Annotated in this window: 26 protein-coding genes; 2 read left to right on the forward strand and 24 right to left on the reverse strand. The window is 71.0% G+C overall.

From position 1 onward, the window contains the following. Window positions 1-36: 36 nt before the first annotated feature. The 11 genes from OHB56_RS32940 to OHB56_RS32990 all read right to left on the reverse strand — a co-directional run bounded on the left by OHB56_RS32940 (window position 37) and on the right by OHB56_RS32990 (window position 10,205). The gene (locus tag OHB56_RS32940) at window positions 37-1,167 is read right to left on the reverse strand and encodes a DnaB-like helicase N-terminal domain-containing protein (protein ID WP_406357240.1); all 1,131 of its coding nucleotides are present in this window, start codon (window positions 1,165-1,167) and stop codon (window positions 37-39) included. After that, window positions 1,167-2,441, reverse strand: a complete 1,275-nt coding sequence (locus tag OHB56_RS32945) for a DNA cytosine methyltransferase (protein WP_406357242.1) — start codon at window positions 2,439-2,441, stop codon at window positions 1,167-1,169. The genes OHB56_RS32940 and OHB56_RS32945 overlap by 1 nt, the downstream gene beginning before the upstream one ends. Beyond that, a complete protein-coding gene (locus OHB56_RS32950) occupies window positions 2,438-3,301 on the reverse strand; it encodes a hypothetical protein (RefSeq protein ID WP_406357244.1) in 864 nt (287 codons plus the stop codon). Before OHB56_RS32950 ends, OHB56_RS32945 begins: the two co-directional genes overlap by 4 nt. Window positions 3,302-3,475: 174 nt before the next feature. Further along, window positions 3,476-4,303, reverse strand: coding sequence for a hypothetical protein (locus OHB56_RS32955; RefSeq protein ID WP_406357245.1), 828 nt, complete (start codon window positions 4,301-4,303; stop codon window positions 3,476-3,478). 40 nt (window positions 4,304-4,343) lie between these two features. Beyond that, window positions 4,344-6,131, reverse strand: a complete 1,788-nt coding sequence (locus OHB56_RS32960) for a type IV secretory system conjugative DNA transfer family protein (RefSeq protein WP_406357246.1) — start codon at window positions 6,129-6,131, stop codon at window positions 4,344-4,346. A 214-nt stretch (window positions 6,132-6,345) separates the two neighbouring features. Beyond that, window positions 6,346-6,969: a hypothetical protein gene (locus tag OHB56_RS32965; protein WP_406357248.1), complete on the reverse strand. Its 624-nt coding sequence runs from the start codon at window positions 6,967-6,969 to the stop codon at window positions 6,346-6,348. Continuing rightward, window positions 6,966-7,781, reverse strand: a complete 816-nt coding sequence (locus tag OHB56_RS32970) for a DUF317 domain-containing protein (protein WP_406357250.1) — start codon at window positions 7,779-7,781, stop codon at window positions 6,966-6,968. The genes OHB56_RS32965 and OHB56_RS32970 overlap by 4 nt, the downstream gene beginning before the upstream one ends. Next, the gene (locus tag OHB56_RS32975; RefSeq protein WP_406357252.1) at window positions 7,772-8,128 is read right to left on the reverse strand and encodes a hypothetical protein; all 357 of its coding nucleotides are present in this window, start codon (window positions 8,126-8,128) and stop codon (window positions 7,772-7,774) included. The genes OHB56_RS32970 and OHB56_RS32975 overlap by 10 nt, the downstream gene beginning before the upstream one ends. Before the next feature lie 30 nt (window positions 8,129-8,158). Beyond that, window positions 8,159-8,962, reverse strand: a complete 804-nt coding sequence (locus OHB56_RS32980; protein ID WP_406357254.1) for a DUF317 domain-containing protein — start codon at window positions 8,960-8,962, stop codon at window positions 8,159-8,161. After that, entirely contained in the window at window positions 8,959-9,342 is a 384-nt protein-coding gene (locus tag OHB56_RS32985; protein WP_406357256.1) for a hypothetical protein, read from the reverse strand. The genes OHB56_RS32980 and OHB56_RS32985 overlap by 4 nt, the downstream gene beginning before the upstream one ends. A 116-nt stretch (window positions 9,343-9,458) precedes the next feature. Continuing rightward, window positions 9,459-10,205, reverse strand: a complete 747-nt coding sequence (locus tag OHB56_RS32990) for a hypothetical protein (protein WP_406357258.1) — start codon at window positions 10,203-10,205, stop codon at window positions 9,459-9,461. A gap of 393 nt (window positions 10,206-10,598) precedes the next feature. Between OHB56_RS32990 and OHB56_RS32995 the strand changes: the two genes are divergently transcribed. Then, window positions 10,599-10,811 carry a hypothetical protein gene (locus tag OHB56_RS32995; protein WP_406357259.1) on the forward strand — a complete coding sequence of 71 codons (213 nt, stop codon included), beginning with the start codon at window positions 10,599-10,601 and terminating at the stop codon, window positions 10,809-10,811. Window positions 10,812-11,091: 280 nt separating this feature from the next. Here OHB56_RS32995 and OHB56_RS33000 read toward each other — a convergent pair whose 3' ends face one another. The 7 genes from OHB56_RS33000 to OHB56_RS33030 all read right to left on the reverse strand — a co-directional run bounded on the left by OHB56_RS33000 (window position 11,092) and on the right by OHB56_RS33030 (window position 14,946). Beyond that, on the reverse strand, window positions 11,092-11,526 hold the full coding sequence (locus OHB56_RS33000) for a hypothetical protein (protein ID WP_406357261.1): 435 nt from the start codon (window positions 11,524-11,526) through the stop codon (window positions 11,092-11,094). Window positions 11,527-11,629: 103 nt separating this feature from the next. After that, window positions 11,630-12,127, reverse strand: a complete 498-nt coding sequence (locus OHB56_RS33005) for a hypothetical protein (protein WP_406357263.1) — start codon at window positions 12,125-12,127, stop codon at window positions 11,630-11,632. Between the two features lie 115 nt (window positions 12,128-12,242). Beyond that, window positions 12,243-12,575, reverse strand: coding sequence for a hypothetical protein (locus OHB56_RS33010; RefSeq protein WP_406357265.1), 333 nt, complete (start codon window positions 12,573-12,575; stop codon window positions 12,243-12,245). Continuing rightward, window positions 12,572-13,027, reverse strand: coding sequence for a hypothetical protein (locus tag OHB56_RS33015; protein ID WP_406357267.1), 456 nt, complete (start codon window positions 13,025-13,027; stop codon window positions 12,572-12,574). Before OHB56_RS33015 ends, OHB56_RS33010 begins: the two co-directional genes overlap by 4 nt. A 35-nt stretch (window positions 13,028-13,062) precedes the next feature. Next, window positions 13,063-14,163 (reverse strand): hypothetical protein, encoded by a 1,101-nt coding sequence (locus OHB56_RS33020; protein ID WP_406357268.1) that lies wholly within the window; start codon window positions 14,161-14,163, stop codon window positions 13,063-13,065. After that, window positions 14,156-14,401, reverse strand: a complete 246-nt coding sequence (locus OHB56_RS33025) for a hypothetical protein (protein ID WP_406357270.1) — start codon at window positions 14,399-14,401, stop codon at window positions 14,156-14,158. Before OHB56_RS33025 ends, OHB56_RS33020 begins: the two co-directional genes overlap by 8 nt. 62 nt (window positions 14,402-14,463) lie before the next feature. Next, window positions 14,464-14,946, reverse strand: coding sequence for a hypothetical protein (locus tag OHB56_RS33030; RefSeq protein ID WP_406357272.1), 483 nt, complete (start codon window positions 14,944-14,946; stop codon window positions 14,464-14,466). Window positions 14,947-15,175: 229 nt separating this feature from the next. Here OHB56_RS33030 and OHB56_RS33035 point away from each other — a divergent pair, with 229 nt between their 5' ends. Continuing rightward, window positions 15,176-16,372, forward strand: a complete 1,197-nt coding sequence (locus OHB56_RS33035) for an IS110 family transposase (protein WP_406359259.1) — start codon at window positions 15,176-15,178, stop codon at window positions 16,370-16,372. A gap of 20 nt (window positions 16,373-16,392) precedes the next feature. Here the strand turns inward: OHB56_RS33035 and OHB56_RS33040 are convergent, their stop codons facing one another. The 6 genes from OHB56_RS33040 to OHB56_RS33065 form a co-directional block, all read right to left on the reverse strand. Continuing rightward, complete coding sequence (locus OHB56_RS33040) at window positions 16,393-17,175, reverse strand: hypothetical protein (RefSeq protein ID WP_406357274.1); 783 nt, start codon at window positions 17,173-17,175, stop codon at window positions 16,393-16,395. Window positions 17,176-17,494: 319 nt separating this feature from the next. Continuing rightward, window positions 17,495-18,049, reverse strand: a complete 555-nt coding sequence (locus tag OHB56_RS33045; protein WP_406357276.1) for a hypothetical protein — start codon at window positions 18,047-18,049, stop codon at window positions 17,495-17,497. Window positions 18,050-18,372: 323 nt separating this feature from the next. Then, window positions 18,373-19,887, reverse strand: coding sequence for a VirB4 family type IV secretion system protein (locus OHB56_RS33050; protein WP_406357278.1), 1,515 nt, complete (start codon window positions 19,885-19,887; stop codon window positions 18,373-18,375). Between the two features lie 32 nt (window positions 19,888-19,919). Further along, window positions 19,920-20,378 (reverse strand): DUF6238 family protein, encoded by a 459-nt coding sequence (locus OHB56_RS33055; protein ID WP_406357280.1) that lies wholly within the window; start codon window positions 20,376-20,378, stop codon window positions 19,920-19,922. A gap of 72 nt (window positions 20,379-20,450) precedes the next feature. Further along, window positions 20,451-21,923, reverse strand: a complete 1,473-nt coding sequence (locus OHB56_RS33060) for an SCO6880 family protein (protein WP_406357282.1) — start codon at window positions 21,921-21,923, stop codon at window positions 20,451-20,453. Between the two features lie 81 nt (window positions 21,924-22,004). Next, window positions 22,005-23,405, reverse strand: coding sequence for an ATP-binding protein (locus tag OHB56_RS33065; RefSeq protein WP_406357284.1), 1,401 nt, complete (start codon window positions 23,403-23,405; stop codon window positions 22,005-22,007). Window positions 23,406-23,408: the final 3 nt, after the last annotated feature.

A 23,408-nucleotide genomic window follows, 5' to 3' on the forward strand; every position in this document is an offset into this window, starting at 1 on the left:
CGGGTCATGGGGAGCCGGGCCCTGGGCGGGTAGACGTCAGCGGGAGATGCGGGGGGAGGGCGGGGTCGTCACCGACGGGGGGCTCGCCCGTGGCGGGGGTGAGGTTCGGGAGTAGGCGGGCATGGTTGGTGGCGTGGGATGGTTGGCCCGCTCCCAGCGGGTGCGCAGCGAGGTGAGGTCTGCCAGTGCGCGACGGCTGCCGACGACGAGCTGGTACGGGGTGGTCGCCGGATCGTCGGTGAACGCTGCGATGCGCGCGCCTACGCGTTGTGCGGTCGCGAGGACGCCGCGTTTGAGGATGCGTTCGCCCCAGTAGGGGGGCGAGCCGCCGGGCGGCGTCTCGAGGAGGTCGAGCAGCTCCCGGGGCGTGATCTCCGCGGTGAGCAGGCCCTTGTGCTGGGCCTCCCACAGGACGGTGACCGGGTCGACGGGAGCACCGCGACGGGTCAGGGCGGTCAGGCACTGCCACAGGCCGGCGTGAAGCGGGTGGGTGATGTCCTGGGCGGTCAGCCAGCGCATCTGCTCGGCTTCCGCGGGGTGCGCGATCGCGGTCGCCAGCAGTGACCGCTCCTCGTCGAGTGCTTCCTCGTCGTGGCCGCTGAGCGTGCCGCCGGGTGGTGGCGCCGGCGTGCGGGGCAGGGAACCGGGGTGCGCCCGAAAGCGGGCCGCGAGGTCGTCGGCGCAGCGGGCGAGGGCATCGGCTTCGGCGAGGGCCGCGGAGACGGGCTGGGGGAGCGTGGTGTCTGTCGCGGTTTGCTTGAGGCGGTGGGCGAGCAAGCGCAGGGTGCGGCGGGCGTGGTCGGTCTCGACCATCCGCGCGTAGGCGGGTGCGTGCTTGGGCCATGGGCAGACCTGGACCAGCGTGTGCAGGTAGGAGGCGGTCAGTCCGCGGGTGTGCTTTCGGGCGGTGGTCAGGACCGCGGTCAGCCAGCTGGCGTCCTTGGCGTGTCGGCCGGGATCGGGGGTCGGCAGTGAGCGGATCGCGGCGAACAGGGCGCCATGGGCGTGCTGGGCGAAGGAGTCGGGTTCGACTCCGGTGATGTCGGGGAGACGGTGGGGTTCAAGGAGGAGGGCGCCGAGGAGGGCCTGCTCGGCGTAGTACACCGGCCGCGGTTCAGGCAGCGTGTCGAGGCCCTCGTCCTTGTCGGGAGCGTGGTCGGGGAGCATCAGGCGGCGAGGGTGAAGTCGTCGGGGTTGAGCGGCACTCGGAGGTGCGGGGCGAGGAGGTGGGCGGCGAGTAGCGGGGGCACGGCGTTACCGATCTGGGAGAACTGCTGGCCCTTGTTTCCTTGCCAGGGGTAGTCGGCGGGGAAGGTCTGCAGGACGCCGGCCTCCCGGGCAGTGATCCGGATCGGCTCCGGGGCCGCAGGGGGCTCGCCCTCGGACGGGACACCGACGGGCTCGGCGACCCAGGTGCACTCGTTCGCGCGGTGCCCGAAGAACAGGGTCCCGGCGGGCTCGTCCAGCGGCCGGACGGTGGCGTTGGCCTGGTTGTTGCTGCGCAGTGCCCACTTCCAGTGGGTGGCCTTGCTGGTGAACATGGGCGCCGGGCTTCCCGCGGGGGTAGCCGATCGGGTGCCGTGCCGCGCGGTCCAGCCTGCTCCGCGGGTCTGCGGTTCGAGCACCACCTCCGTGGGAGCCGCCTGCGGGCGCCACAGACCTCGCTTACGGGCGTTGGCGAGACTCTGGCGTGAGCCGGAAGGGAAGGGTTCGGGGCCGCCGCCCGGTCCGCCCCCGGCGCACACGGTGGGGACGGGCCGCTCGGTGGCGCCCCAGCCGAGGGCCTCCGCCATGCTGACCCACCGGGCGCGGCCCGGCCCGAACAGCGACTCGGGCTCGGCGGCCTGGGCGTGGGTGGGCGCGGGCGGCTCGGCTGTACGGATACGGGAGGCGAGCAGGATCGCCCGCCGCCGTGTCTGGGGGACGCCGTAGTCGGCGGCGTTGAGGATGCCCGTCCAGACGGAGAAGCCCCAACGGCGCAGAACGGTCGCGTACTGCCGCCACAAGGGCAGAACGTCAGGAACCTCCTCCATGGCGACCCACTCGGGTTCGCCGACCGCATTCAGGGCATGGAGGTAGCGCATCGGTTCGGCGGCCAGCATGCTGCGTTCGTCCCGGCAGGCGGCCAGCAGCTTCTCGCGGGTATCCCGCCCGGCAGCCAGGTCTGAGACGGCCTGGTGTACCAGCGGCTGGTCCACCAGACCCAGGCGCTTGCCGGCCATCGACCATGCCTGGCACGGCGGGCTCGCGATCAGCCCCCACGTTCGGCCGACCCACGGCCACGTCGGGTACAGCGCCACGTCCGTCCGGATGGTCAACTGGCCCGCGACGGCGCGGGTCTTGCAGGCCCACTTGTCCCACTCCAGGCCGACGTCCCGAGCACCCAGCACGGTCAGGGCGTGGCTCCAGCCGCCCGGACCCGCGAAGAGGTCAAGGATCAAGAGGCCAGCCCGAAGTCGTCCTGCGCCGGCGCGTCCGCATCTCCCCGGCATGCCCAGGGCGAGCACCCGTCGGCCACGCCGTGCTCCAGCTCGTACACGTCCGCCGGCTCGCTCTGGAGAGCTGCTCGTTCGGCGGCGGTGACGTGGTCGATCGGTGCCTCACTGAGGGGCACGCGCGAGCGGTGGAGGAACGCCTGGCCGAGCAGCTTGTTGCCGGCGGCGTTGGCCCGGGCGTTGCCCTTTCGGATCGCGGCGTCGAATGCGACGACGTCCTGCCATTCTTCGGGGCTCGTGTCGCGGATGCGGCGCCATTGCGCGTTGCCGTGGAAGGGGCATCCCAGGCACGACGATTTCGGTGTGTCCGCGAGGCCGAGCGACGCCAGGTAACGGACACAGTCGCTACGGGACAAACCCATCTCGATCAACGGATGGACGTTCTTCATGTAGCGGACGTCGGCGTCCTTGGCGCGATGGAATTCGTCCGTCGAAATGCCGATCCACTGCTCGACGAACACGTCCTTCGGGATGCGCTGCGGATAGGGGTATCCAAGGAGTTCGCGGACCTTCTTCTTGATCGGCTTGATTTTGTACTCACCAGTGCACTGGCGCCTGGTCATGCCCTGCTTCCCGTCCTGGTTCAGGATGTAGAGAGGCATGGAGGCGAATCGGTGATCCGGGTCGAGGGCGTCGTCGCGAATGCTTCCGGCGGAGACACGCAGCACCGGGATTCCGGCGGGCATGGCTATCTCTGTCTCCAGGCGGCCGAGGTGCTCATATACAGCAGCCGGTTCCCAACCTGTGTCGGCGAAGATGGCGTAATCGACCTTCGGGAGGACGCCTTCGGCAGAAAGAGCGAGCATGGCGCTGGACTGGACTCCCGCGCCGAGTGATATGGCGCGGAACTGCGGAATGGCGGAAATGGTAAGTCCTGACGGTGAGATGGCGGGGAGAGTGGGCCGGCGCTCAGCGCTGCGTATGGAGTGCGTGGGAGATGACGGCGACAAGAGCGCCCGCTTCATCCGGGCGCAGGCTGCTCATCGGCGCCTCCCGCTCGGCTTGCTGGGTGCGGGTGCCTTGCCCGGTGATGCTGAGGGCGTCGGTCCGGGCCGCTGGGTGTCCAGCACCAGCTTTCCGGCGGCCGTGACCGTGATGTCCTGGCCGGCGATGGCGGAGTGCTGTGTGTCGATCCGGATCAGGCGGTGCTTCTCCAGCACGGCGAAGGGTGTGGCGTGGATGCTGCTGCCGTCGCCGGCCATGACGCTTCTGCTTCCGCCTCGACGCTCGTAGCGGCGGGCGCCGCCTTGGGCGATCTTGTCGAGCGCCGTGTACTGGGCGTTGGTCAACTGCGGCAGTGACGAGCGGTGTTCTGGGTGGTCCTTCAGATCGCGGGCGATCCCGGCCGCCGTGTACTGGCAGCACGTCGCGCACAGGTCGAGGTGGTGGGCGGCCGTGGTCAGGCTCTCGGCCAGGAGGGGCCTGGCCTCGGCGTGCCGGGCTTGGTGCACGACAGCGTCGTCGATCGGTGGGCTTCCGGCGAAGGCAGCGGCTTCGAGCGGGTTGTCGGCCACGGCTCTCGCCAGCTGCGAAGCGGCGAGAGAGCCGGAGGCGATGACCTCACTGAGCGTCTCCAGGGAGGAACGACTGCCGGGCACGGCCGTGTACTGGCTGCCATCGAGCACGGACAGGCGGACCAAGGCGCGGCCGACGAGCTCGTGGATGGCGAGGATTTTGGGACCGACCTGCTGCAGTATCTCGCTGCCCGGTTGGGCGTTCAGGGCGGTGACGGTGGTGTGCAGGGCGGCGAAGTCGGCGCCGAGCTTGCGGAGATGGTCGATCTGCGCGGGCAGGTCAATTTGGCGCATGACGATGGTGGGGCTCCGGTGGAGTGGCGAGGCGCTGTGATCAGGTCGCAGGGCCGAAGTCGTCCTGTATGAGAGCGTGCTTGGCGACGGCGCGGGTGGTGATGGCCTTCGAAGCACGGGCGGAGGCGGCGGACAGTTCGTCGGCGCCGGGCTCCAGGTACCAGGGGCGCAGGTCGAGCATGGCGGCGCGCATGCCGGTGGCGAAGCACAGGGCGGTGCCCTTGGGCAGGGCGCGGATGGCGTCGGCGGGCAGGATCCGCTCCTGGCGCATCGACACCGAGGTGGACTTGCCGGACTCGGAATGGGAGGTGGAGGTGGTCTCGACGTCGTGGTCGCCGATCAGCCGGGATAGCTTGTCGGCGAAGTCCGGGTCGTCGATGCCGGAGCCGATGACCTTCACGGTGGAGGCGGACCACATGGCGTCCATGCCCGCGTCGCCCCAGACCTTCTGGCCCTGACGGTAGGACTGCAGGATCGTGATCGGGATGATCCCGCGGCTGCCAAGGTGGGAGTACAGGTCCGGCAAGTCAGAGATCTTGCAGACGTTGGCGGCCTCGTCGAGGGTCGCGAGCATCGGCGGGTCGAGGCGTCCGCCGGCGCGCTCGGCCTGCGCAGTCGCGGCCCGCATCACGGAGTCCGCGCACGCCGCGATCAGCGCACTCGCGCCGCCTCCGCCGTCCTTGCTCAGCAGGTAGAGCGTGTCGGTGGAGGTGACGAACTGCGACGGGCGGAACTCGGGGACGTCCCTCTGCGGGGTGACCCAGGCGGCGATCTCGGAGTTCAGTAGGGCGGCGGCGTACTGGCGGGCGGTCTCGTAGATGCCGTCGCGGGTCTCGGGCGGGCCTTCGACGGTGCCCTTGAGCTGGGCGGCGACGGCGGTGAAGCCGTGGTCGCGGAGGATGTCCAGCGGGGTGCGGTCGGCGGGGAAGGCGAGCCACTGCATGACGTCGGTGATCGGCCGCTCGTCGAGGGCGGCGGCGAGGAAGAGCTGCGACAAGATGTTGGACCCGGCCTTGGACCAGAAGTCGCCCTGCTGGGAGGCATCCACGCTCGCGGCGAGGAAGTGCCCGGCCAGGCGGCCGGCACCGTCCAGCGTCTTGGCGTCCGCGAGGGGGTTCCACCACATCTCGCGGGACACGTGGGCGATCTGCTGTGGGTCCATCGACCACACCCGCCCCACCGCGGCTCGGGCGTCGATGGTCGCGGTGTACGCGTCGCCCGCCGCCTTGTTTGAGGTCAGCAGGACCGGGCCGGGCGCGTTGAGGATCGAGGGGATTGCCAGCGACGTGGTCTTGCCGGAGCGCGGGGCCATGATCGCAACGGCGACGTCCTCGTACCCCATGCGGACCTCGTGCTTGGTGCCCTGCAGGTTGCCGAGGAGGATGCCGGTGTCCTTGGCATCGATGCGCTTGGCGGTCTTCAGGCTCGGCCGCAGGGAGCGGGCCTTGTCGGTGATGGCCTTGGCCATCAGGGGCTCGATGTCCTCGGGCTTGGCCATGCCGGCGATCTTCTTCTTCCGTCCCCCACTGGTCTTGTGGCGCGACCACAGGACGACGGCTGCGGTGGCGAGCGCGAGCAGCGCGGCGGCGGGGACGATGCGGGCCCCGATGAGCAGGGATGGTTCTCCGGTGTGGGGCCAGAGCTGGTCGGGGTGGAGCAGCGCAGTGGTGGGCGCGTATGTGGCCCAGGGCCGGCCGGCCAGCCAGGCGGTGATGTTGCCGGACAGCCAGACGAGGTGGGACAGGGGGACGACGATGGCGGCCACGCCCAGGAGGAGGCGGAAGGCGATGTCGTAGCCGTCGGAGGGCTTGCTGGTGGAAGGGGGCAAGGGCGATGTGCTTCCGGGCGGAGGGCAGAGGGCGGGAGGCGTGGGTGGGCAGGCGGGCATCGTGGGGCGCTCGGGGCCGCTGGAGGTACGCCACGGCGGGTGGCGAGTGTGCGGATGCGGTTCTCCAGGGCGAAGGCGATCAGGCCGACGGGCACGTTCGCCTCGGTCCGTGTGATGCGGTTCGGATCGACGGCCTCGGGAGGCGGGGGCACCACTACCTCCGTACCGGGGTGGTCCGGTCGGCCACGAGCGTCGGCTTCGCTGTCGGGGCCAGGGGCGACGGGGTGCTGCGGGCAGTGGTGGTGATGTCGATGACGGCGTGGCCGTGGGTGGCCCAGTCGTCGAGGTAGCTCCATGCCTCGGCGTCGTGGTCGGCGAGCGCGTCGTCGTACGTCGGCGTGCCGGGCAGGGCGGTGAGGGGGAGGTCGGCGCAGGTCTGCTGCCACTCCTGGTGCAGGGTGTCCAGGCGGTCGAGCGCGTCGCGCAGGGTGCCGAGCTGCCAGGCCCAGCGGGGCTGGAGCGCACGGGCGGGCAGTTGGGCGAGTTGTTCTTCTGCGGTGGCGAGGAGTTGCCGTGCGGTGGGGCGGACGGCCTCGAATGCTTCGGCGGTCTCGCGGTCGCGCTGGCGCTGTCGGAGGCCGTAGGCGTGCTCGTCGAACGGCCAGCCGTCGAGGTCGGTGTTCTCTTCGGAGTAGTAGTCCCAGTGGGCCAGGATGCAGGTGCTCTCGCGCAGGAAGGCGGAGAGCTGCTTCAGCGCGGCGCGGTGGGAGGCGGGGATGGCGGAAATGACGGGTCCTTGAGGGGCGGTGATGTTCGGAGTCCCGCGTTCGGTGGTCATCGCCGCAGGGAGGCAGGCGGGGATGGCGGTAGAGCGGGGGCCTTGGCCGTCTCGGGCTGGGGGCGCCGCCGGGCCGCACGGGTCCGGGCACGAAGGGCGCGGAGTCGCTCGGTGTGTGCGTCGACCACGTGCTGCGGGGACAGGGGGCTCGGCTCCTGCACGGCGCCGTGCGCGGTGCGGTCGAACATGCCGCGCTGGAGCGGGGCGGGGTCGGCGAGTGCGGTGACGAAGGCGTCCACCAGGCGGGTGGGCGTCCGGGCATCGAACCAGGCGTGCCACAGCCGGGGGCCGCGGGGACTGTGTTCGGGCTCGTGCGCCTCCACGTGCCAGGACACGGCGGCGTTCCGTTCGGGGCGCCGTTCGACGCGGCACGCAGCGTCCGGCGAACTGGCCGCACCGCGCGCACCGATGAGCCAGCCTGCGGCGGCCGCCGCGTCCAGGAGAGTTCGTGGCTCGGCGGTCGAGGGGGTGACGAGGGCATCGGTGACAGCGCCCAGGACCTCGGCGGGGACGAGTTCGCCGAACTCTGCGTACCAGCCGGGCTCGGTGTCGGTGGGATCGGCCCGCAGCCGCCACCGAGCGGCGGTGGCGGACTGCGGGTCGAACTGCAGGCTGTGCCGGTGATCCGGGCTCGTCAGCACGATCTCGGGACTCAGCGGCTCGGACGTGCGCTTCCATCCGGCCGCGGCCAGGCCGTGGGTGACGTGCCGGCCGTCGCCGGGGCCGGCCAGGTGGCGCGGACTGGTGTCGAACGGGATGCGCCAGGCGTGTGTGTCGGCGAAGGCGGCGAGCTGCCGTTCGCTCACGGGCACGGGCCGCACTCCGGCATGGTCTCGAGCGCCTTCCGGTACAGGCCGCGCAGGTCGTCCAAGACGTAGTGGAGGGTGTGCTGGTCGGCCTGCTCCCACGCGGCGGTGCGCAACTCCTGGATCAGGAGGTCGGTTTCGATGGTGTGAGGGATGGCGGGGTGCTCCTGAATGGCTCGGGCCAGGGCGCGCAGGGCGTCGGCGAGCTGGACGGGGACACCGGTGTATTCGTCCAGCAGCGGCTCGATGAGTCTGAGTGCCTCGGCGGGCTCGGGGTTCTCGCGCAGGTACTCGGTGAGCCGGGCCAGGGTCTGGGTGGCGGCGTGGATGTCGCCAGGGGCGGGTGCGGGCACGGGACTCCTTGGGGGTGAGGGGTGGAGGGATCAGCGGTGGGCGCGGGCGCCGCGCTGGGTGGCGCGGGGGCGCGCGGTGGTGGGGGGCCGGTTGGTCTGCCAGGAGGTGCGGGCCCAGGCGGTGGCGCGGGCGGCGGTGATGCGGGCTTGCTGCCAGGCGCTGAGCTGCGAGGGGAGGACCGAGACGGAGGTGGTGCGGATCTGGGCGCTGTGGGGGACGCGTCCGCGGGGGCGCATGACGGGCTCGGGGCTGGCGAGGGCGGCGGCGTAGCTCTGCACGAGGTGCATCGGGGTGGTGGCGGTGAACTGGGCTGTCCAGCCGTTGCCTTGGTGGTCCTGGGCTCCGGACCACCACATGGCGTGGCCGTCGGGGGCTTGGTGGAACTGCATCCAGGCCGAGCGGTCGGGGCTCACCGCGGTGATGTGGCCGTCGCCGGGTGGGATGTGCCAGCGCTGTTCCTGGAGCGGGGCCCAGACGTTGGGGGCGTGTGCGGAGCGGGGGCGCGTGAGCGTGTCGGTGAGTCCGGCGACGATTTCGGCCGGTGCTTGGCGGCCCAGGATCGCTGTCCATTCCTCCTGGTGGGCGGTGGCCTTGCCGTGGATGGTCCATCCGCCGGGTTGGACGAAGGGGTCGTACCCGATGCGGATGCCGCGGTCGGGGCTGTCCATGAGCAGGGGCCCGTCGGGTTTTGACCGGTCCCGCCACCCGCAGGCGCGCAGGAACTCGGAGACGTGGCGGATGTCTCCGCCGCCTGCGAGGGCACGGGGCTTGATCAGGTAGTGCTGCTCGGCCTGCTCGCCCGGACTCCAGCCTTGCCATTGCTTTTTCTTCACCGGCGGCGCCGGACGACGAGTGGTGCGGCGTTCGGGGGCGGTGCGGGAATGGGGGCAGGGCGGGTGGTCAGTTCGGTGAGCGCGTCGGTGTGCTCGTCGAGGTCGAGCGCGATGTCGTGCAGTTCGTTCGCGGCCCGGCCGAGGGCGAGCCAGGCCTCGGCCGGCAGGATGCCGCGTTCGGCCTGGTCCTTGGCGAAGTGGGAGCCGGTGACGACCAGGTGGGTGACGCGGCCGAGGACACCGTCCTGCGGTTCGAGGACCCGTGCGATGACCTGGGCGGCCTCAGGGGCGGGGAGTTGGGAGAGATGGTCGGTGAGCCGGCCGAGCTGGCGCGCGATCTCGTCGGCCAGCCGGATCGGGTAGGGGGCGGTGCGGGGCATGGTCCTCCCGAGCGAGGGGCGAGGTCAGTGGTGGTGGCGGTGGCAGATCCGCATGGGCCGGGGAGTCTCGTGCCGGGGTTCGGCCGGCGGACCGGTGTGCTCGCCGATGTTTTGCGTCACCGTCTCCTCCCGGTGGAGGCCCTGGTGGCAGCAGGGACTGGCGAAGGCGTCGGCGGGGTGGCGGTGGGCGGGATCCGGCCCGAGGGGTGCTGGAGCGCGACGGCGATGCCGTGCGCGTCGAGCTGCGGACCGATCGCCCGCACGGCGCGTGCCTGACTGGTGGTGTCGTCGCCGCTGAGACGGTAGGTGCCGCTCTCGTCACGGACGAACCCGTTGGCGTCCAGGACTTCGGCAGCCTTCTCGCTGACAGGGGCGGCGGCGAGGCTGCCGTCCGGCTGCCAGGTCAGGACGACCCGGTCCGGCTGGGACGGCTGGATGCCTGCCGCGTTGCAGCGGACCTGGGCGAGGGCCGTGTCGAAGCGGGCCAGTAGGTCGCCGGCGACCAGCTCCGCGCTGTGGAACGGGTCGTCCGTCAGGACGATCCCGTCCGGTTCACGCAGGCCCCGGAACGCCTCCGCGGGGAGGTTGCTGGGGGCGACGGCGGCGATGAGGAATCCGTCCCGTCCGGGCCGGTCGAGGACAACGAGCTGCGCACCGTCCTGGCGGGTGAGGACCGCCGCTTGCTGGAGCGGGTTCTTGACGAGGGTTTGGGCGACGAGGTCCATGTCCCAGATACGGTCGGTGAGATCGGCGAAGTCGTCCTTGTCCTCGGCCGGGTGGTGACTGCTGGTCCAGGCATCGGGCAGTTCACCGGCGAGGACATCGGCGAACGAGACAAGGCGTCCGAAGTCGTGGTCGTGCATGTCTTCCTTGAGTAGATGGGATGGCGTCAGCTGCGAAGTCCGACGACGGTGGGCGGAGGCGGTACTGGCACGGCACGTGGCGGGTCGGCAGGCGCAGACGGTGGAGTGTTCGCGCTCTGTGGCGGGGATCTCTTCCGCGTAGGTGCTGTGGCCGGGGTGCTGGGTGTGCCGGTCTGCGAGGTAGCGCAAGCGACATGAGGGTCGGCAGCCTCGTCCATGCCGTCGTGGAAGTCCGCAGTGGCCTGCAGGATTTCCTCAAGGGCGGTGAGGGTCCCGTCGTAAGAGGCGGTCAGCTCGGTGAGAACCTCGGCACCCTCGTCAGTGGTGGCCTTGCGGATGCACTCGGCGACCTGGGCGCCCAGCGGCAGATAGCGAGGCGGGACACCGGGCGGTGTGGAAGTCCTTGTCGCAGTCGACGTGGTAGCCGACGGCCCGCAGCCGGGCTACGGCTTTGGTGGCGAGGCGGGTCTCCTCGTCCACCGTGAGATCGATGGGTACGCGGTGACAGGTCTAGTGGAGCTGGACGACAGGGACGAACCCTGCGCGCTGAAGAATGCTGTGGGCCTCGGGGGCGCCGCCCCGGGCGAGGACCTCACGTCGGAGTGAGGGGCGCGGCGGACGGCCAGGAATCGGTCGGCCAGAGGCAACGGGACGAATCTTCTACGGTGATCGTCGTGGGGTATTTCGTACCGTGGGTGGGGCGGTGGCAACACCGGTTCTCCCCAGGGCCTCGCAGAGCGGGCCGTGCGGAGTGTGGGTGCGGGCGCTGACTCGGGGGATCACGTCGGTGTTACTCCGATGGCCTTGGCGACCTGGGTGGCGGAGGTCGCGGGCGGAGCGCGGTGATCAGGGAGTGCTCGCGCGCCGGGGCGGCGGACGGGCAGGCTCACTGGCCGCTCCTGATGTCGGCGATGTGCACAAGCTGGCCGAGGGCTGTGGTGGTGTACCAGCCGCAGTCGATCAGTGCGTCCTGCCCTGCGTACTTCGGCAGAAGGTGGTCTTCCATGGCGCGCAGGTGGATCAGGCAGTCCGGGCAGCGACGCGAGAGGTGCACGAGGTAGCGCGGGTGGCCGGTGATGTAGGTCTGGGCTCCGCCGGTGGCGTCGCGCAGCCGCCACCCGTCCTCGTCGGTCGGCGTGTGCCAGGAGGGGGCGACGACACGCATGGCGTCTCCCCACAGCTCTCCGCCGGCGATTCCCTTGAGGACGATGATCTGGTCGCCGGCCTCGAAGTGGGCGTGGGTGACGTCCCGGGAGGGGGTGAGCGGGTCGGGGGTGGGCGCGAAGGCCGGAGGGGGCGGGGGCGGGCAGGGCTCGGTCACGGAAGGTCCTATCCACGCAGGGGGGTGGCGGCGGGAGGATCAATGGTCCGGAGGATCGCCGGTTTGGCCAACCGGCGATCCTCGGCTACGTTCCGGGCCGTCCTTACCGGTAGGGGTTCTCGGTTCCGCGGTCCGACTCGGTGGCGGCGTCGAGGAGTTCGAGCAGGTCAGAGCCTTCCGCGTCGCGCTGGTCGATCCACCAGCCGGCCCTGGTGATCGCGCGGGCCCTCTCTTCCAGCTCCGCCCAGTCGGCCTCGTCCCAGGCGCCCTCGACGACCAGCGCGGTGTGCGCAGCAATCATCAACTGGTGGCGGGAGCGCTCACCCCAGTCGAGGGCTTTCTCGGGGCCTTCCAGCGGCAGCATGTCGAATCGTTCGGTCCACTCGGCGGCGGCCTGCCGTTCCTCGGCCCGCTTGGTGGCGAGCCACTGCTCCTTGGATTCGGTGTCGGCGTCGCGGGCGGCCTTCCAGCAGTCGGTGCAGTCCTTGGTCGCAAGCCAGCGGGCGAATCCGGCCCGCTTGTCGGCGGGCCGGTCGGACAGGTCGTGGACGACTTCGTGGCCGCAGTCGTGCATGATCGTCCACTGTGTGCGGACAGCCATGAAGAGATCTCCTAGGTTCGGGGGTGCTACGGGCCGCGTGCGGGCGCCGGGGCCCGGTGCGGCGGGGCCCAAGGGGGGAGTGGTATTCGAGGCAGGGTCTTCCTGGTGGTCGGTGTCAGCGGCGCGGCCGTCGCCCAGGCGGAGCCTGCGCCGTCATGGCCGGTGTGTGTGGCGTCGACGACTTGGGGGTGCCTGGACGCAGGTCGCGGGCGAGAAGTACGGGGTAGCGGGCGGCGGTGAGCATCTCCGCGGCCCAGGTCGCCTGCTGGTTCTCCCAGTCGCCTCCCATGTCGAAGGGGAGCCGGATCCAGTGGCCGTGCAGGGCTGGCTCGAAGAGAAAGCCGGCGTGGCGCAGGATTTCCGCGGCGAGGGAGTCGAAGCGGCCTTCGGCTTCGACTTCGCCCCCTGGCCCGCGGGTGATGCGGATCGGCTTGGTGTCGGGGGTCACCGGGACCGTCCGGGGACGGAAGCGGTCAGGTGAACGGTCGGCGCGTAGGCGGGCTTCGGCGGGATCGAACGTGCGGACGGCGGCGAGGTCGTCGGCACCGCACGGCGCTGCGATGACTGGCTGGCGGCGGCCCGGGCGATGCGGCTGCGACGTTCGGTGAGTCCGTTCGGCCGGAGCGGGCGTGGCGGGTCGGCCGATGCAAGGGCGACGTCGGCGTCGACGTGCACGGCGTAGCCGTGACGGCGCAGATCTTGGGCGGCCTGCCGGGTGCGGCGCGGCCCGTCACGCTCGGAGGCGGTGAGCCGGTACAGGCCCGGCGAGCCGGGTACGGGCTCGAACTGCTCCCGCACCAGGAACCAGTGGGCCAGATGGGCGGGCATCAAGGCGGTGGTGGAGACGACGAAACCATGATCTTTGTGGGTGCCGAAGACGAAGTGCGTGCCAGGATCCAAAGAGGAGATCTCCTTACGGTGGGCAGTGGGAGGAGTCAGCGGCCGGGCGCGTGTGGGCCGCGTGGGAGGGCTTGGTGGGGTAGGGCGGCGGCCGGGACTGTGTGCTGCCGAGGAGGAGTTGCCGCGCGAGCCTGGCGAAGGAACGGCTCGCTGTGGGTGAGCCAGGTGCCCAGGACAGCCCGGAGCCGGGCGTCCCGCTCCGTTCGTGTGAGCGACGCATCCCCGTCCAGGTCCTCGGCATCGGTGAGAGCGTCGACCAGCTCGGCGAGCACACGGGCGTCCCCGGGCCAGTTGGTGGCAGCAGGACGGCACCGGTCGAGGAGGACGGGAGCATGCTGAACGACGGCGAGGAACTCGGCCCAGGCCCGGTTCAGGAACGTCTCGGCCGCCTCGCCGAGTGCGGTGTCGCCAAGTGGGGACGCGTTCCTGTGCCGGCTCGAGGCAATGATGGCGGCCCAGGCGTCTTGCTCGGCGTGAATGCGGTCGAGGGCCTCGGCGACGGTTGCGATCCGGCGGGCGTGGACGGCGCGTTCGTAGGCGGGCAGGAAACGGTCCGCGATGCCTCGGGCCGCGCGGCCGGCGAACGGTGGCAGGGCGATGCTGTGCGGAGCGTGTGGGTCGCCGTACCCCTCCTCGAACGGTTCGGGTGCGAAGGCACCGACCAGGTAGCCGAGTTGGTGGTCGGGACGTTCGACGAGCAGCAGGGTCGTCTCGGATGTGTCGGTGAGGGTGGCGGCGTAGGGGATCCGTTGGGTTTGGACGGCGAGGACGAGTTCGCCGCTGTCCCACAGCCACGGCACCAGGTCCTGTTGCCATACGGGATGGGAGTAGAGCTCGATGCGTACGTCCCACTGGCCGGGCAGTAGGCGGGCGATATCTCGGGCGGTGTCGCCGATGAACCGCTGGCTGCTGGTCACCACTTCCGCCCCGTGCGCTGTGGCGTGGCGGACCAGATTGGCCACGGTGGCACGCGAGGCGTCCTCGTCCACGCCCGGCAGGTGGAACACCCAGTCGTCGCCACGGCGGAAGCCGGCTGCGGCGAGAGCCTCGTGCGCGGCCTTGTACCTCTCGCCGTGGCCGATGGCGACGATTCCGGTATCGCGGCCGTAGGCGAGAATGATCTGCGCGTCAGCCATGGTCCGGCACTCGGCGGTGGAGGGCGGAGTGCAGGGCACGCCGGTACTGCCAGGTGTGTGGCCGGGCCGCGGTCTCCAGCTGGTTGTCTCTGTGCTGGGCGGTCATCTGCTCGGAGTGCTTGCGGGAGCGGTGGGCCGGCAGCGGTCGCAGGACTTTGGGGGCGGGGCTGGTGATGGTGACGGCCGCCACCAAGTAGTCCTTGCCGTGGACGAGGCCGCCCATCGGGGCCGCGCGCACCAGCTCGGTGTGGGCGATGGACGATCGGGTCGACAGGGTGGGCCTCCCAGGGGGTCAAGCGGCTACCGGCCGGGCGCGGAGCCGGTGCGCGGTGTGGGCGGTGGATTCGGAGGCAGACCAGACGGCGCCTGGCGGCGGCCGGAGGCGGGTGCCTTCGGCGGCGCCGGTGCGGGGTCGTACTTGGCGCGCAGGACTGCCAGGTCGGCTTCGTCGGCGACGGCCAGTACGGACAGGCTGCGGCCGGCGGCTTCCAGCAGCAGCTTGGGCGGAGACCCCTGCTCCGCGAACCGGTGGCGGCCACCCCACCGAGCAATGGCCACGAGGAGGTCGCTCATCGCGCTCAGAGCGGGTTGGGCGATGTCCAGGAGGCGCTGGGTGACGGCGCTGACCTCGGCGGGGAGCGGGTGCTGGGTGAGGAACGGCTCGGCGTCCCGGCGTGCCCAGCGCAGCAGGTCGTCGCGGGTGGCGATGCCGAAGTGGGCGGCGGCGATCTGGTCGCCGTCGCGGCCCGCGTTGTCGTACAGCTCGAAGTCGGGATGCTGCATACGGTCCTACCTTTCTTGATGTGGGTCTGAACTGGTCATTCGTAAGATCGGTGGGGCCCAGGGGCTTTGGGTATGGCTGGCATGCGGCCGCCGTTGGATGGCTCAGGAGACTTGGCCGCCCAGAGCCCCGCGACGACTCGACCGCTAATTGGGAGACGCGACGCGATCGCTGTGTAGGACAACGTCGGCGAGGTCGTCTGCTGGGTTCATGTACGACGAGCTGGCGGAGGTGGCCGTGCCCGAGATCTGGGCCGGAGTGGACATCGGCAAGGAACATCACCACTGCGTGGTGATCGACGCCCAGGGCAAGCGACTGCTGTCGCGACGCGTGCTGAACGACGAGAGCGAACTGCTCAAGCTCGTGGCGAACGTCCTGGACCTGTCGCGCGACGTGCTGTGGGCGGTCGACATCAACCACGGCGGGGCCGCGTTGCTGCTCGGTCTGCTGGTCGGCCACGACCAGCACATCACCTACATCACCGGCCTGGCCGTCCACCGCGCATCGGCCGGCTACCGCAGCCAGGCCAAGACCGACGCGAAGGACGCCTTCGTCATCGCCGACCAGGCCCGCATGCGCACCGACCTCGGTGTCCTTCGGCCCGGCGACGAGATATCGGTCGACCTGCGCACCCTGGTCACCCGCCGCACCGATCTGGTCTGTGACCGAACCCGGCAGATCAATCGCCTTCGCGCTCAACTTCTGGAGATTTTCCCCGCGTTGGAACGCTCGCTGGATCTGACCAGGAAAGGGCCGGTCATGCTGCTGACCGGCTACCAGACTCCGGCTTCGATCCGCCGTGCCGGCACCTCGCGCATCACCACCTGGCTGAAGAACCGCAAGGTCTACGGCAGTGCGGCCCTGGCCAAGGCCGTCGTGGAGGCGGCCGAGGCCCAGATCACTGCCCTGCCCGGCGAGAAGCTCGCGGCCACCATGGTGGCCCGGCTGGCGAAGGGGGTGATGGCCCTCGATGAGGAGATCACCGAAGTGGAAGCCCTGATCGAGGCCCGGTTTCGCGAGCATCCCAGCGCCGAGGTGATCCAGAGCCTGCCGGGTATGGGCACCATGCTGAGCGCGGAGTTCCTTGCCGCGACCGGCGGTGACATGGCCGCTTTCGCTACCGCCGACCGCCTGGCCGGCTACGCCGGTCTCGCCCCCGTCCCCCGCGACTCCGGGCGCGTCAGCGGCAACCTTCACCGCCCGCGCCGCTACCACCGCGGCCTGCTCCGTGCCTTCTACCTCTCCGCCTTTGCCAGTCTCCGAAGCTGCCCTGCATCGAAACGGTTCTACGAGCGCAGGCGGGCCGAAGGCAAGGGGCACAAACAGGCGCTGCTGGCACTCGCCCGGCGCCGGGCCAACGTCCTGTGGGCCATGATCCGCGACGGAGCGCGCTACCAAGCCACACCACCAGTCACGGCAGCAGCTTGACAACGTCATTGGGAAGTCTCCTAGACGGCGGCGCCGGGTCCGCTCGCCTCGGCGTCCGTGCGGCGGCATCCGTAGCCCAGCAGGCTGGACGGCTCGGGCGCAGTCGGGACGGCGGCGACGTCCGAGCAGGTGAAGGTGTAGGTGAAGGCAGGGCGGGGTGTGGTGCCGAGCCAGGCGCGGTCCTGCTTCTCCGGCACGATCTCCAGACCCGGCGCGGCGACGGCGTCGTGCTGGGTGTGGTTGTGGGAGAAGACGACGAGCGCGCCCGTGGAGGTCTTCAACGCGTAGCCGGCGGGGAACTCCGCGGCCGCTGACGCGAACTGGGTGGTGCCTCGGGTCCCGAACTTGTGGATCGTGTCGTGGTGGACCTTGACCTGCCGTTTGGCAGCCTCGGTGGGGGCCAGCACTTTGCGTCCGGTGAGGTCGCCTCCGGTGGCGAAATTGTCGATCACGGCCGAGCGCAGCAGGTCGACGGGAGCGGCCAGGGACTTGGAAGCGGGGTCGACCGCCGTGGCGTAGCCGTCCTTGTCCAGCATGATCTTCGGGAGCTGGAAGGGGGTGTCCAGGTCGACGGTGGCGACCATCTCCCATCGCTTCGACTTCGCGTTCTCGGCCAGGACCAGGACGCGGGTGTACTGCTTCTTGCTGCCGGCCCGGGTGACGGCGGCGAACCACCGCTGCTGCCCATCCTTCAGGCGCGGGATGTAGAGGTCGGTTGCGGCGAGGTCGTACGACCACGGCCGGTACGGCTCTTGGTTTGCCTTCGGTAGGGCGTCGTCTTCCTTGAGGTCGGCCAGCGACATCGCATGCCGGGGGCCGCCCTCGACGGAGTCGAGGAGTGCGCGGTCACGCTTGATGTACGCGAGGTTGTTCGTCTTCGAGTAGGCGGCGATGGCGCTACGGGCCTTGGCCGGGGTGAGCGCGGGGGCCGGCTTCGGTGTGGCGCTGGGTGACTTCGTCTGGTCTGCGGCGGTCGGGGTGGTGCCGTCCGTGTCGCTGGAGCAGGCAGTCGTGGTGAGAGCGAGGCAGACAGCGGCGGTGACCAGGGGAAGAGTACGGCGGGCGGGGCGGATGGGGGCTCCTCTTTGCTGGGGATGGGAAAGGGCGCGGCGAGCGGTCGGCTCACCGGCGGTGGGCAGTCACCGAGGAGCTGGTCGGTACCGGGACGGCCGGACGCGTTGCGGCGATGGCGGGAGTGGGGGCGTGGCGAAGGTTCACGCCGATGCCCTTCCGGGCGAGCTGGTGAACCAGCGCTCGCAAGCGCAGGTCACGGCCGTCCTCGCCGTACGCGGCAGGGAGCAGGAACGCTGCCTGGTGGGGGTGGTACTGGAAGCCGAGCACATACAGGTCCGTGCGGGCGTCCTCGGGGACGCTCTTGAACGGCGTGCCGAGGGCGCCGTCCTCGTACCAGGTCAGGGTGACGACGCACGCCACCTGCGGCGGCTCAGGCCGGTGGGGAGGCTCGGGCTGAACGGTTGCGTTGTGCCGTACGGCTGCCAGGGCGATTCGGAGGCGGGGCAGGACCCGTCGGTTGACGGCGGCTGCGGCACGGACCGGATCGTCGGGGACCGCGATTCCGGTGGGCTCGTCGACGCCCCTGAAGTGGTGTGGCAAGAACCCTTCGGGCTGCAAGGGAGCCACCAGGTACTGACGGGGGTGGCGGGGGCGCTCCAGCACACAGAGCTCCTCGCCGTCTGGTCCTCCGACGAAGCCCGTACGGGTGTCGGGCCAGTCGAGCAGGGACGAATGGGTCGGGCCGCGGTCCCAGAGCTGGTCGGCTATATGAGGGTCGCTGGGGAGCCGGAACCCGATGTACTTGCGGCACCACCCTTCGGGCAGATGCGGTGCGAGTGCTGTGGCGAAGGCACTGGCGCGGCTCGGATACAGGTGGGCCTCCTGGATGTAGAGGGGGAGTGATTGGCCAGGGCAGGGACCGTCGGCGGTGATAGGCGGATGAGCGGCCGAGAGCGCGGATCGGTGTCCGTGAAAGCCCTGGCGTTTCAGTGCATGCGGGCGTCCGTGTCGAAGAGGGCCAGTTCGTGGGCATGGAGGAGGTGTTGGACGATGAAGCTCCTGCCGGCGACCTTCCACAGACCGCGCCCGCGGTTGAGGTGGGCGATGGCTTCGGATTCGACGGAGGTGAGGCCGAGGAGGGTGGCTGCGGCGTGGAGTTGGTCGGTCTCCTGGCGGTAGATGATCCGGGTGGAGCAGTCGGCGAGGAGTCCCTCCGCCAGGGCGCGGCCCTGTGATCCGGCGTCGCCGGCGGTGAGCAGGTCGGACAGCCGGTGGATGACCATCAGGTTGGCGATGCCGAGTCCGCGGGAGAGTTTCCACTGGGCCTGCATGCGCTGGAGGAGACCCGGGTGCCGCATCAGGCGCCAGGCTTCGTCGTAGACGATCCAGCGCCGGCCGCCGCGCGGGTCGGTGAGAGCGGATTCCATCCAGGCGGAGGCGCAGGTCATGGCGAGGACGAGGGCGGTGTCGTCGCCGGATCCGCCCAGCCGCGAGAGGTCGATGGTGAGCATCGGGCTGTCGGGGTCGAAGGCGACCGTACTGGGGGCGTCGAACATGCCCGCCAGGTCGCCGTGGACGAGTCGGCGCATGGCGTGGGCGAGGTCGCGTGCGGCGTCTCCGAGCCGTCCGGACATGAGGCCGGCGGCCTCGTCGAGTTGGTCGGGGTTGTTGAGGGTGGCGGCGACGTCGCCGAGGAGTGGCGTCCGGCCTGAGTCGGCAGCCCGGGTGACGACGGCGTCGAGGGCGATGTCGAGGGCGGTGTGCTCCATCGGGAGCAGGTCCCGGCCGAGGACGGTACGGGCCAGGGAAGCGAGCAGGAGCAGCCGGCGCTTGCGGGTCTCTCCTGCCCAGTCGGTCTCCGAGATGGAGGCGGGGCGGGGCGCGGCGTCCAGCGGGTTCAGCCTGCCGGGAAGTCCGGGGCCGAGCGCGACGGACGTGCCGCCGAGCGCGGCGGCCACGGGCGTCCACTCGCCCTTGGGATCGCAGGGCACGTAGACGCGGTAGCCGAAGGCGACGGAGCGGAGCGCGAAGCTCTTGGCCAGCGCGCTCTTGCCCTGTCCGATCACCCCGGCCAGCAGCACGTTCGGGTTGGTGAAGCCCTCGACCTTCCCGTACAGGGCGAACGGGTCGAAGACGAAGCTTGCTTCGGCGTGGACGTCGCGGCCGATGTAGAGGCCCTCGGCGCCGAGTCCGCCTTCGGCGAGGAAGGGGTACGCCCCGGCCGCGATGGCGGTGGTCATGCGGTGCGTGGGGAGCCTGAGCCGGTTTCCGCGGGCCGATGCGGGGCCGGGCCGTCCGCTGGGCGGGTAGAGGGGGGCGGGGATCTTGTGCTCGGTGGGGGCCGTGCCTGCCGCATGACCGGCGGCTTCGGAACGGGCCTTGGCGGCGGCCTCGGCGAGTTGGCGGCGGGCTGCCTTGCGGCCGGCCCGGTCAGTGCCGTGCGGGGTGAACAGGGGAGAGGCCGAGGCGCGCCGGGTTCGGTGGGCGGGCCGGAGGCTCATCAGGGGCTCTCGATTCGGCGGGTGAGTAGTGCTCATCGGATGCATGCGGTGGTGTGCGGCGGGTGGTTGAGGTCGGTGGGTGTGTTCTTGCGGCGGGCGATGTGTCCGGCGGCCAGGTGGCGCTGGCAGATGGTCAGCACCGGTGGTCCCTCGGGGAGCCGGTCGGGACGGCACTCGGTGGCCTGGGTGCTGGTCGGGAAGAGGGGCGCCGGCAGGAGGTGGAAGGCGGAGTGAACCTCTGCGGTGGCCTGCCAGAGCCGGGTTTGGGCGGTGGCGAGATGCCGGCCTGCGGTGGGGTGGGAGGGCCGGGCTGTGTCGGCGAGCTGGTCGAGGAGCTGGTGTACGGCGGTGAGGTGGGCGTGGAGCACGTCGAGGTGTGTGCGGTCGACCGCCGTGCGCTCGGCCTGTGCGATCTTTCGGTGGTGGCGGATTCCGGCGCTCGCAGCGCGGAGGTAGGGGTGTGCGTCGTCGGGAGAGGTGGTGGTGGTCAAAGAGGGCGGTCCTTCCTGCCACCGGCCGGTGGGCAGGGTGGGCGAATGGTCTCGGCGGGGGGGCGGCGTCGTTCAGAGGGCGGTGCGGGCGAGGGGGAGTGCGCCGAGGGTGAAGGCGTCGGGCTGCTGGTAGTTGAGGCGGCGCAGGTCGACGCCGGCGGTGACGGCGGCGGTCTCGATCTGTGCGCAAGCCGCGTCGAGCAGGGCGTCGGTCTCGGCGGTGACGGTGACCAGGCCGGTCAGGGCGACGTCGGCGTGCCCGGCGATGAGCTGCCGTTCACGGGCCTTGACGTCGGCGTATTCGACGGAGTCCTCCTCGCTGTCGACCTGGCCGCGGCGGGCGCGTTCGTTGGCGTCGGCGATGATCGCCGCCTTGCGGCGCTGTACGTCGCGGAGCGCGGACTCGAGCCCCTGCGGGGCGTAGATGAGGGAGAGGCTGCGGCGGACGCCTGTGGTGAACATCAGCCCGTGCAGGAACCCGGCATGCGACTCCGTCCGGGGCCAGTTCTCCACCCAGTACGTGGCGTGGCGCGCGGTGTCGGTGGCGAGCCGGTCGTATTCCTCGACTTGGACGACGGGGCCGGCGGCGGCCGGATCGGCCTCCGCCCGGCCGGTGTCCGACCACTGTTGCAGGGCGGCGAGGGCTTTGGGGTCGTAGGCGGTGCGGATGACGGCGGCGATCTCCCGGGCTGACAGCCAGCCGGTGACCATGAGGCCGGCGTTGCGGGCGGCCTGGGCGATGGAGGAGGTGGTCTGTTGCAGGACCGTGAAAGCGCCCGGCAGTCCGCCGCCCGCCTGCGAGATGAGCCGCTTGGCGGCCTTCAGATCGAGGGAGATGGCGAGGTAGGTCTCGTGCGGGGCGGCTGCCGGTCCGGCGGAAGCGACGAGCTCGGAGTAGATCTGTCCGGCGACCGGGGCCTCGGGCCGACCGTGTTGGGCCCAGTGCCGGGAGAGGGTGTCACCGGAGTCGGGGACGGTGCGTTCCAGGACCTGCACGGTGGCGACGTGTCCGGTGCGGGCGGTGCCGGCTAGTGCACGGCCCCAGCCGTTGACGTTCGCGTTCTGGGTGGCCGGGTCGAGCAGGGCGAACGCGCGGGAGGAGGCGCGGGCGACGGCGGTGAGGGTCTGCTGGTGCGGGTCGTGGACGGCTGCGGCGCCGTTGGCGGAGTCGCCGGGGGTGACGACCTTCAGGGAGGCGGCGGTGCCGGGCAGGTGCAGGATGCCGTCTCGCCGCGGGCGGGTGACCGGCCGGGCGAGCCAGAGGGTGTGCCCGGTGCGGCGACGGATCGCGTAGCGGGTGACGATCGGTGCCCAGTCGATCAGGGACCGGCCGTGGCGGCGGATCGTGGCCAGCGCGGCGACGGCTGCCCACAGCGGGGCCAGTGCCACGGCGCCGAGCAGCCCGGTGGAGATCACTGTCATCAGCAGCAGCGCCAGCGCGCAGGAGACGAGGACGAGTTGGGGGAGGGAAAGACCGAGGAGGATACCGCGGCGGGACCGGTGTGGGAACTTCACCGTGACCGGGGCGACGGACACATCAGACAAGGGGTTGGTCCAAGGGACGCTGGCGGGGCTCGGGGGCGGGGAGCGAAGTACCCGTCCCGCCCCCGGGCATGGCCAGGGCGATCAGAGGCTGGTCGGGGGAGGCGGAGGGAATGCCGCGCCGCTGCCGGCACTGGCCGCCTGGGAGCCGGAGGGCGGCGGGGCGCCCTGCGGCGGAGGCGTGGTGGTCGGTGGCGTGGAGATCCAGCCACCGACCTGACCGGACGCGGCACCGGAGCCGGATCCTGAGCCGCCACCGGCGGGGTCGCCGCCGACCTGGCCGTTCGTATCGTCGGTGACGCTGGTCGGCGCAGGCTGCACGGCCTTTTCCAGGCCGGACTTGACGGCGTCTCCGCCAGGTGGGGCGCTCGAGCCGCCGGACTGCCCGCTTTCCTGATCGGTGCCTCCGCCGCTCGGACTGGAGGCGATGTCGCCGGGAAACCCGCCACTCCCTGGGATCGAGTCCGGCCCTTGCGGAGCGGCCCCGGCTCCCGCGCCCGCTCCGGCTGCCGCGCCGCCGGTTCCGGCGGTGGCCGCCATCGCGGCCGCCTTTCTCCCGGCGCGCTCGGCGTGCTGCTTGGCGAGCTGCGCTCCGGCGCCACCGGCGCGGTGCAGGGTCTCGCCGTCGGAGCCTTCGGCTGCCCAGTGCACGAACTTGAAGGTCGCGTAGGGGCAGAGCAGTACCAGGATCATGATCACGATGCCCGCAAGAACGTCGGCGAGTGCGGCCAGGCCGTCTGTGGCCTCGGTCTTGCCCATGGCTGCGACGCCGAGGACGAAGATGATCGTCATCAGCAGCTTGGAGACGACAAGGGTGGCGGTGGCCTCGATCCAGCCCTTGCGCCAGCGGCGTGCGACTTCCCAGCCTCCGCCGGCCCCGGCGAACACGGCCAGTGTGACCATGACCAGGATGCCCACCTTGCGGACCATCATCACGCACCAGTAGAGAACGGCGCCGATGCCGGCTCCCAGACCGGCGAAGACGGCGACAAGCCATCCGAGCCCGGCGAGCGCGGGTATCTGATTGACCTTCACGATGCGGCGGACCGCGGAGGCGGTGTCCATGTTCGCGGCTCTGAACAGTCCGGCGGACAGGGCGTCGACGACTTCGATCGCTACGGTGGTCAGGGCGATGGCGGCGAACGCGAAGAACACTCCGGAGGCGGTGCCGGTGAACGCCTGCGTCAGGGCTTGCCCGTCGCGTCTGACCGCGGCGCGCACGAGCTGGGCGCAGAAGGTGGCCACGAGGACCACTAGGCCGATGGGCAGGATCGTCTCGTAATTGTCGCGGAACCAGCCCGCGTTGAGATCGACCTTGGTCGTGCTGTCGATGGCCTTGGACGCGAGGTCGGCGGCAGCGGCGGCGAGTTCGCCGGCGCTCTTGGCCATCCAGTCGCCGATCGCCTTGCCCGGGTTGGAGGCGAAATCCACGGCTTCGCCGACCGTGCAGAGCGTGTCCGCGAGGGGGAGATCACAAAACCCCATGGG

Origin of the sequence: Streptomyces sp. NBC_01635, assembly GCF_045209715.1 — a bacterium.
GTDB classification, from domain to species: domain Bacteria; phylum Actinomycetota; class Actinomycetes; order Streptomycetales; family Streptomycetaceae; genus Streptomyces; species Streptomyces hirsutus.

Excerpts from the sequence above, each read along its gene's own strand:
- OHB56_RS32940 (WP_406357240.1), bottom strand. The coding sequence starts at position 1,167 with ATGCTCCCCGACCACGCTCCCGACAAGGACGAGGGCCTCGACACGCTG.
- OHB56_RS32950 (WP_406357244.1), bottom strand. The coding sequence starts at position 3,301 with ATGCTCGCTCTTTCTGCCGAAGGCGTCCTCCCGAAGGTCGATTACGCC.
- OHB56_RS32955 (WP_406357245.1), bottom strand. The coding sequence starts at position 4,303 with ATGCGCCAAATTGACCTGCCCGCGCAGATCGACCATCTCCGCAAGCTC.
- OHB56_RS32965 (WP_406357248.1), bottom strand. The coding sequence starts at position 6,969 with ATGACCACCGAACGCGGGACTCCGAACATCACCGCCCCTCAAGGACCC.
- OHB56_RS32985 (WP_406357256.1), bottom strand. The coding sequence starts at position 9,342 with ATGCCCCGCACCGCCCCCTACCCGATCCGGCTGGCCGACGAGATCGCG.
- OHB56_RS32990 (WP_406357258.1), bottom strand. The coding sequence starts at position 10,205 with ATGCACGACCACGACTTCGGACGCCTTGTCTCGTTCGCCGATGTCCTC.
- OHB56_RS33005 (WP_406357263.1), bottom strand. The coding sequence starts at position 12,127 with ATGGCTGTCCGCACACAGTGGACGATCATGCACGACTGCGGCCACGAA.
- OHB56_RS33020 (WP_406357268.1), bottom strand. The coding sequence starts at position 14,163 with ATGGCTGACGCGCAGATCATTCTCGCCTACGGCCGCGATACCGGAATC.
- OHB56_RS33030 (WP_406357272.1), bottom strand. The coding sequence starts at position 14,946 with ATGCAGCATCCCGACTTCGAGCTGTACGACAACGCGGGCCGCGACGGC.
- OHB56_RS33040 (WP_406357274.1), bottom strand. The coding sequence starts at position 17,175 with ATGTCGCTGGCCGACCTCAAGGAAGACGACGCCCTACCGAAGGCAAAC.
- OHB56_RS33050 (WP_406357278.1), bottom strand. The coding sequence starts at position 19,887 with ATGAGCCTCCGGCCCGCCCACCGAACCCGGCGCGCCTCGGCCTCTCCC.
- OHB56_RS33065 (WP_406357284.1), bottom strand. The coding sequence starts at position 23,405 with ATGGGGTTTTGTGATCTCCCCCTCGCGGACACGCTCTGCACGGTCGGC.